Genomic DNA, 7,306 nt, shown 5'->3' on the forward strand with positions numbered 1-7,306 from the left:
ACAGGCAGTCGGCAGTCGGTCGCCGGTCGCCGGTCGCCCGTCGCCCGTCGCCCGTCGCCCGTCGTCGGTCCGTCCGTCGTGCCGCTCAGCGGAGCCAGGGCAGGTCGGCGTTCGGGTCCGTCGGTTCGAGGCCTTCGGCCATGACGCGCATGATCGTGCCGAGCTGTTGCACCTGATCGGGGGACAGGCGGTCGAAGAGGGCCTGGCGTACCGCCGCCACGTGGCCGGGGGCGTTGCGCCGGAGGACCTCCATGCCCTCGTCGGTCAGCCGGGCGAACTGGCCGCGCTTGTCGGAGGGGCAGTTCTCGCGCAGGACCCAGCCGTTGTTCTCCAGGCGGGCGACGGCGTGGGAGAGGCGGGAGCGGGTGATCTTGGCGCTCTTGGCCAGCTCGGTCATCCGCAGTCGGCGGCGCGGGGCCTGGGAGAGCTGGACGAGGAGGCCGTAGTAGATGTGCGGCATCCCGGCGTCGCGCTGCAACTGGCGGTCGAGGTGGTCCTCGAGGAGCGTGGTGGCGTGCAGGTACGCGCGCCAGACGTGCTGCTCCTCGTCGCTGAGCCAGCGGGGTTCGGTCATGTCTCCCATGGTGCCCATCGTACGACTCATTCTTGAAAGTTGAACTATATCGGGTTACGGTGTGCTGGCAGTGAGCTTGAAGTTTCAAGAAACTAGGAGCCGGAGGTCGTCGCCATGGATGCCATGGACGTCATGGGCATCACGTCGGAACGGATGCCCGCCCTGTACCTGTCCCACGGCGCCCCGCCGCTCGCCGACGACCCGGTCTGGCCCGGCGAACTCGCCGCGTGGTCCGCGAACCTGCCGCGCCCCAAGGCGATCCTCATGGTCTCCGCCCACTGGGAGGAGGCGCCGCTCGCACTCGGCGCCACCGAGACGGTGCCGCTGGTCTACGACTTCTGGGGCTTCCCGGAGCACTACTACCGCGTCCAGTACGCGGCCCCCGGCGCCCCGCAGCTCGCCGAGGCCGTCCGCAAGCTGCTCCGCGCCCCCGGCACCCCCGTACAGGACATCCCCGACCGGGGCCTCGACCACGGCGCCTACGTGCCGCTCGTCGAGATGTTCCCCGGCGCCGACATCCCCGTACTCCAGATCTCCATGCCCACCCTCGACCCGCGCCGCCTCATGGACATCGGGCGCAGGCTCGCCCCGCTGCGCGACGAAGGGGTCCTGATCGTCGGCAGCGGCTTCTTCACCCACAACCTCGCCGCCCTCCGGCACACCGGAGGCGGCGTGCCGGGCTGGTCCGCCGAGTTCGACGCCTGGGGGCACGAGGCCCTCGCCGCGCGGGACGTCGACGCCCTCCTCGACTTCGAGCACAAGTCGCCCGCCGGCCGCCTCGCCCACCCGCGCACGGAGCACTTCGCCCCGCTGTTCGTCACGATGGGCGCCGCCGACGAGGCCGGCGACCTCGACGCGGAGCGCTCGGTCATCGACGGCTTCTGGATGGGCCTCGCCAAGCGGTCCGTCCAGTTCGGCTGAGCGGCCGGGTCCTCGGAATGGTCCGGGTCCGCCGAACGGTTCGCATCCTCCGGTTCGTCGGGGTCGGCAGGGCCGTCCGGTTCGTGCGGTTCGTCGGGGTCGGCAGGTCCTTCCGGGTCTTCAGGGCTCTCCGGGCCCTCCGGAGCATCGGGGTCAGAAGACCGGCGGGTTCAGTTCGACGGCGCGGACGGCGGCGCTGAGGGCGAGGCCGTCGCCCACGTCGAGCGCCGTGTCCGCGAACTTGATCGTGTGGTCGTCGCCGTGCGCCGCCGCCCGCTCGAAGACCTCCTCGGGGGTGAGGCCGGTCCGCGCGTACGAGGTGGCCTCGCGCGGCGTGTAGGCCGCCGTCACCACGGCCGCCGCCGACCAGGCCGCCGCCAGGCTCGGCGCCCACAGGTCGCGGGGGAGCGCGGGCAGGGTGCGCAGGACCGCGTTGGGCGCGGTCGCCGCGTGCACCAGCATGATCGGCTCGCCGTGGCCGTGGGACGCGTACCGGTGCGTCGCCGCCGCCACCAGCTCGGTGAGCAGCGCCTTCGCCGTGTCGGGATCGGGCGCCGCACCCCACCGCGGGAAGGCGGTGAGCTGGGCCAGCCGGGCCCGGATCCCGCCGTCCTGCTCCGGAACCGGCGGTACGGCGTCCAGCGCCGCCGCCGCCGACGGCGCCGCGGCCAGCGGGGTGAGCGGCGGGAGCGGCTGGTGGCGGGCGGCCCAGTAGCCCAGGGCGTGCGCCAGCTCGGTCCGGCGCGGGGCCGTCTCCTCCGCGCCGGGCGCCAAGAGGGTGCGAACGGCGTGCCCGGTGCGGATCACCGGATGCGTCGCGCCGGCCGCGATGCCCGGGAGCAGGCGCGGCCACCACTCGGCGAGGACCGCGCGCCACGGGCGCTCCGCCACCTCCCGGGCGAAGAACCGGGTCCAGTCCGTGATCCGCGACGGGTCGCCGAGGGCCTCCCGCCAGCCGTCGGCCGTCACCGCGAGGAGCGCGGGCGGTGCGTCCTCCAGCTTCGGCGCGTAGTGGTCGAGCCAGCGGTGGACGGCCCGCGCCCGGCCGTGGCGGACGAGGGCCTCGACGGCCATGGGGGCGTGATTGGAGAGCCAGCCGTCGCGCTCGGGCCCCGAAGTGTGGAGCCGTTCGAGGGCCTCGTCGAGGGTGCCCGTGGTGTCGGTCATGGAGGTGACGGTAGGACGGGGGCCGCGCGGCCGTAACCGGCCGGGGACCTAGTCCGCAGGACCGAGGGGGTGCGAGGCAACCGTGTACCGCACCGAGGCGTCTGAAGGGATGGCGCCGCATGTGATCGCGGTCTCACCGACGGTGTGGTCGTGAACCCCCGCGAGGGGCGTCGAATCACCCTCCGTGCCCGGCCTGACCTGCACCTCCGTGGGTTCCGACGGCATGCCCGCGCGGGCGGCGGCCGCGCAGGATACTGCATGATCGCGAAAATCCATGTGCCGGGTGGGAATTCTGTCCTGATTCCAGTCGTTGTTTCCGTCGGATGCAGGGCACCCGGAAGGGTGTCGCGACCTACTCAGCAAGGGAGCACGCATGGCAACCCGTGCCGTCGCCCGTCGTCAGACCTCCGCCAAGAGCGGGGCCGCACGGGCAAGCAGCGTTCGCGCCGTGGGCGGGGAGATCGCCGACCGCGACCTGGTCGGCATGTACCTCGACGAGATCGCGCGCACGCCCCTGCTCGACGCCGCCAAGGAAGTCGAGCTCTCCCAGACGATCGAGGCGGGCGTCTACGCCCAGCAGATCCTCGACGGGGAAGTGGAGAGCGAGGCCGGCGGCGCGACCCGCGAGGAGCTCGAAGCGCTGGTCGCCGAGGGCGAGCGTGCCAAGGACCTCTTCATCAAGTCCAACCTGCGGCTCGTGGTGGCCGTGGCGCGGCGCTACCCGCGCAGCGGGCTGCCGCTGCTCGACCTGATCCAGGAGGGGAACGCGGGCCTGGTGCGCGCCGTCGAGAAGTTCGACTACGCCAAGGGCTTCAAGTTCTCCACGTACGCCACGTGGTGGATCCGCCAGGCCATCACCCGGTCCATAGCCGACCAGTCCCGGACCATCCGCCTCCCCGTCCACCTCGTGGAGGAACTGGGCCGCATCCGGCGCGTCCAGCGCGAGTTCAACCGCGAGAACGGGCGGGAGCCCGAGCCCGCCGAGGTCGCCGCCGAGCTCGGTTCGACGCCCGAGCGCGTCACCGACGTCCTCGACTGGGCCCGCGACCCCGTCTCCCTCAACATGTCGGTCGACGACCAGGGCGAGACCCAGTTCGGGGACCTCCTGGAGGACACCTCCGCGATCTCCCCCGAGCAGTCCGTGCTCACCCTGCTCCGCAGCGAAGAGCTCGACGACCTCATCGACAAGCTCGACCACCGCACCGCCTCCATCATCCGCATGCGCTACGGCATCGAGGACGGCCGCGAGCGCACCCTCACCGAGGTCGGCAAGCAGCACGGTCTCACGCGGGAGCGCATCCGCCAGATCGAGAAGCACGCCCTCCTCGAACTCAAGAAGATGGCCCACGACACGGGCTTCGACGCCGTGGCCTAACCCCACCCCCCGCCCAACAGGGGCCCGAGGACACCGTCCCCGGGCCCCTACGCGCGCCCCCGAGCCGTACCGCCATGTCTGGGCCTACGCCCCTGCCCTGTGCGGGCTGCACACCCTCCCTTGCCCCATGCGATCGGGACCCATCTCGTGCGGGCTGCGCCCTGCCCCGTGCGGCCCGTGCCCTGCCTCGTGCGGCCCGTGCCCGCCGCCCACCGCGCGTGGGCCCGCGCGCCGGCAGCCGCCCCGCCTCGCCCCCGCCCCGTGTGGGCAATCGTCCCTCCCCCAGACTTCGTCCGGGGGGACCCCCAGGGCGGGACGGGTGGGCACATGGGACGGCGCCCTTGGCGGCGCGTCCGCCCCTTGTGCCTTGACCCTCACCCATTGCTCGGCGTGCATCCGGTGCGGGTTCAGGCGCGGATGCCTAGGCCCGGCAGGGGGCGCCGTCCGTTGTGCCCACCCGTTCCGCCCCAGCGGAACGATTGCCCACAACGGGGTGGGCCGGGCCGGGCGGGAGGGTGTCGTCCGTTGGGGCATGACGGGGGTGGCTGGTGTCTGCGGCGGGGTGGGTGGGGGTGTTGTGGGGTTAGGGGGTTGCGGTGGAGAGGCGGGTGGAGAGGGCGCGGATGTGGGTGATGAGGGGGTGGGGGCCGTGGACGGTGAAGTCGACGTCCATCATGGCGAGGCGGAGGGCGAGCCATTCGACGGAGTCGGTGACGCGGGCGCGAAGACGGCAGCGGTCGGGACCGGTGGCGGTGGGGACGAGGTGCGCGGGGAGCCGGGCGACGACGAACTCGACGGGCGCGGCGAACTCGACGTCGAGTTCGAGGTCGAGTTCGCCCTGGGCCCGGGCCATGGAGCGGGCCATGTAGGTGGCGGCGTTGCCCGAGGGCAGTTCGCGCGGCGTGAAGCGGGCGCCCGTGGCGAAGGGCTCGCTGACGCGGTCGACGCGGAAGGTGCGCCAGTCCTCGCGCCCGAGGTCGTACGCGACGAGGTACCAGCGGCGCTCGGTGGAGACGAGCCGGTACGGCTCGACGAGCCGCTTCGTCTCGGTTCCGTCCCCGGCGCGGTAGCCGAACCGCAGTCGTTCGTGGCCGGTGACCGTGCCGGCGAGGGTGGTGAGGGTGGCGGGCGTGACGGTGGCGCCGTCGCCGCGGGTGAGGGGGATCGTCGCGTTCTGGAGGGTGGAGACCCGGTGCCGGAGCCGGGCGGGCAGTACTTGCTCCAGCTTCGCGAGGGCCCGTACGGAGGCCTCTTCGACGCCCTCGATGGCGTGTCCCGCCCCGGCGCGCAGGCCGACGGCGATGGCGACGGCCTCCTCGTCGTCGAGGAGGAGGGGCGGCATGGCCGTACCGGCGACGAGACGGTAGCCGCCGACCGAGCCGAGGGTCGCTTCGACGGGGTAGCCGAGGTCGCGGAGGCGGTCGATGTCCCGGCGGATGGTGCGCGGGGAGACCGAGAGCCGTTCGGCGAGTTCGCTTCCGGGCCACTCGCGCGGGGTCTGGAGGAGCGAGAGCAGGTTCAGGAGTCGTACCGGGGTGTCCGTCATGTCCTCCAGGATGCGGCCTATCTAGGACATCATTTGACCTAGATCGGTTCTATCTTCTTCTTATGAGTTCACACGACGCCGTCACGGATGCGGCCCCCACGGACACGGCGGACAAGCGACGCTGGATCGCCCTCGCCATCGTCATGACGGCCGCCTTCATGGATCTGGTCGACGCCACGATCGTCAACATCGCGATCCCCAGCATCGAGCGGGACCTCGGCGCCTCCTTCGGGGCCATCCAGTGGATCACCGCCGGTTACGCGCTCGCGTTCGCGGCCGGTCTGATCACCGGCGGCCGGCTCGGCGACATCTACGGCCGCAAGCGCCTCTTCCTCATCGGCACGGCCGGTTTCACCCTCGCCTCGGCGCTCTGCGGCTTCGCGGCCAACCAGGAGATGCTGGTCGGCTCCCGCCTCCTCCAGGGCGCGGCCGCCGCGATGATGGTGCCGCAGGTCCTGTCGATCATCCACGTCACCTTCCCGGCGCACGAGCGCGGCAAGGTGTTCGGGATGTTCGGCGCGATCATCGGCCTCGGCGCGGTCTCCGGCCCGCTGCTCGGCGCGCTGCTCACCCAGTGGAACATCGCGGGCCTCGAATGGCGTCCGATCTTCCTGATCAACCTGCCGGTCGGCATCGCCGGTCTGCTCCTCGGTCGGAAGTTCATCACCGAGTCGAAGGCGCCGAAGGCACTCCGTCTGGACATCGTCGGCATGCTCCTGGTGACGGCCGCGCTGCTCATGCTGATCTACCCGCTGACCCGCGGCCGCGAGCTGGACTGGCCGCTGTGGGGCCACCTGATGATGGCCGGCAGCCTCGTCGTGTTCGGCGCCCTCGTCGCGTACGAGAAGTACAAGACGAAGAAGGACGGTTCGCCGCTCGTCGAGCTGTCGCTGTTCAAGGTGAAGAGCTTCGCCGCCGGCATCGCGGTGCAGCTGACCTTCGGTGTCGTGCTCGGCATCTTCTTCCTGGTCTGGACGCTCTACATGCAGATCGGGCTCGGATGGAGCCCGCTGAAGGCGGGGCTCACCGGAGTGCCGTTCTCCATCGCCGTCTCGGTGGCCGCCGGTCTCTCGGTGCAGAAGCTGGTGCCGCGCTTCGGCCGCAAGGTCCTCCAGGCCGGCGCGCTCACGATGATCGCGGGCATCCTGCTCTACCTCTTCGAGGCGGGCCGCTACGGCACCGGGATCCACTCCTGGCAGATGATCGCGCCGCTGATGATCATGGGCCTCGGCATGGGTCTGATCGTGGCCCCGCTGACGGACGCCGTGCTCTCCGAGGTGCCGCGCGAGCACGCCGGTTCCGCCTCCGGTCTGATCAACACGACCGGGCAGATGGGCAACGCGCTCGGCCTCGGCCTCGTCTCGGTCGTCTTCTTCGGCGTGATCGACGACAAGCACCTCGCCCAGGCCCCGGCCGAGGTGGGCGCGGCCTTCACCGACGCCTTCCAGAACTCCCTCGGCTGGGCGGCCGGCGTGCTCGCCGCCATCTTCCTGGTGATGTTCGCGCTGCCCGCCGAGCCGAAGCAGCACCTCGAGGGCGGCGACGAGGGCGAGGACGCCCCCGAGTCCGTGCAGAAGGAGCCGGCGCTCACCCACTGACCGGGAGCACCGCTCACCGAAGGGCCCTGCCCGGGGACACCACCCCCCGCGCGGCCGCCGTGTCGTTTAAACAAAACCCAGCCCACCAGACAAGCCGCGATAGCGGATGGCGTGTTGGGGTTGTG

The 7,306-nt window shown here is 71.8% G+C and carries 6 protein-coding genes; 3 read left to right on the top strand and 3 right to left on the bottom strand.

What is annotated here, in order from left to right; translation table 11 throughout:
- Window positions 1-85: 85 nt before the first annotated feature.
- Window positions 86-592: a MarR family winged helix-turn-helix transcriptional regulator gene (locus ACFCY7_RS38930; protein ID WP_376490817.1), complete on the bottom strand. Its 507-nt coding sequence runs from the start codon at window positions 590-592 to the stop codon at window positions 86-88.
- Between the two features lie 114 nt (window positions 593-706).
- Between ACFCY7_RS38930 and ACFCY7_RS38935 the strand changes: the two genes are divergently transcribed.
- Window positions 707-1,495: a dioxygenase gene (locus ACFCY7_RS38935; RefSeq protein ID WP_376490822.1), complete on the top strand. Its 789-nt coding sequence runs from the start codon at window positions 707-709 to the stop codon at window positions 1,493-1,495.
- 153 nt (window positions 1,496-1,648) lie between these two features.
- Here ACFCY7_RS38935 and ACFCY7_RS38940 read toward each other — a convergent pair whose 3' ends face one another.
- On the bottom strand, window positions 1,649-2,662 hold the full coding sequence (locus ACFCY7_RS38940) for a questin oxidase family protein (protein ID WP_376490818.1): 1,014 nt from the start codon (window positions 2,660-2,662) through the stop codon (window positions 1,649-1,651).
- Window positions 2,663-3,035: 373 nt separating this feature from the next.
- Between ACFCY7_RS38940 and ACFCY7_RS38945 the strand changes: the two genes are divergently transcribed.
- Window positions 3,036-4,037 (top strand): RNA polymerase sigma factor RpoD/SigA, encoded by a 1,002-nt coding sequence (locus ACFCY7_RS38945; protein ID WP_376490819.1) that lies wholly within the window; start codon window positions 3,036-3,038, stop codon window positions 4,035-4,037.
- A gap of 583 nt (window positions 4,038-4,620) precedes the next feature.
- Here the strand turns inward: ACFCY7_RS38945 and ACFCY7_RS38950 are convergent.
- Complete coding sequence (locus ACFCY7_RS38950; RefSeq protein ID WP_376490820.1) at window positions 4,621-5,583, bottom strand: helix-turn-helix transcriptional regulator; 963 nt, start codon at window positions 5,581-5,583, stop codon at window positions 4,621-4,623.
- 62 nt (window positions 5,584-5,645) lie between these two features.
- On the opposite strand from ACFCY7_RS38950, the gene ACFCY7_RS38955 reads away from it, so the two are divergent.
- Complete coding sequence (locus ACFCY7_RS38955; RefSeq protein WP_376490821.1) at window positions 5,646-7,181, top strand: MFS transporter; 1,536 nt, start codon at window positions 5,646-5,648, stop codon at window positions 7,179-7,181.
- Window positions 7,182-7,306: the final 125 nt, after the last annotated feature.

Source organism: Streptomyces sp. NPDC056361, assembly GCF_042262805.1.
Lineage (GTDB): Bacteria > Actinomycetota > Actinomycetes > Streptomycetales > Streptomycetaceae > Streptomyces.

Excerpts from the sequence above, each read along its gene's own strand:
- ACFCY7_RS38930 (WP_376490817.1), bottom strand. The coding sequence starts at position 592 with ATGGGCACCATGGGAGACATGACCGAACCCCGCTGGCTCAGCGACGAG.
- ACFCY7_RS38935 (WP_376490822.1), top strand. The coding sequence starts at position 707 with ATGGGCATCACGTCGGAACGGATGCCCGCCCTGTACCTGTCCCACGGC.
- ACFCY7_RS38940 (WP_376490818.1), bottom strand. The coding sequence starts at position 2,662 with ATGACCGACACCACGGGCACCCTCGACGAGGCCCTCGAACGGCTCCAC.
- ACFCY7_RS38945 (WP_376490819.1), top strand. The coding sequence starts at position 3,036 with ATGGCAACCCGTGCCGTCGCCCGTCGTCAGACCTCCGCCAAGAGCGGG.
- ACFCY7_RS38950 (WP_376490820.1), bottom strand. The coding sequence starts at position 5,583 with ATGACGGACACCCCGGTACGACTCCTGAACCTGCTCTCGCTCCTCCAG.
- ACFCY7_RS38955 (WP_376490821.1), top strand. The coding sequence starts at position 5,646 with ATGAGTTCACACGACGCCGTCACGGATGCGGCCCCCACGGACACGGCG.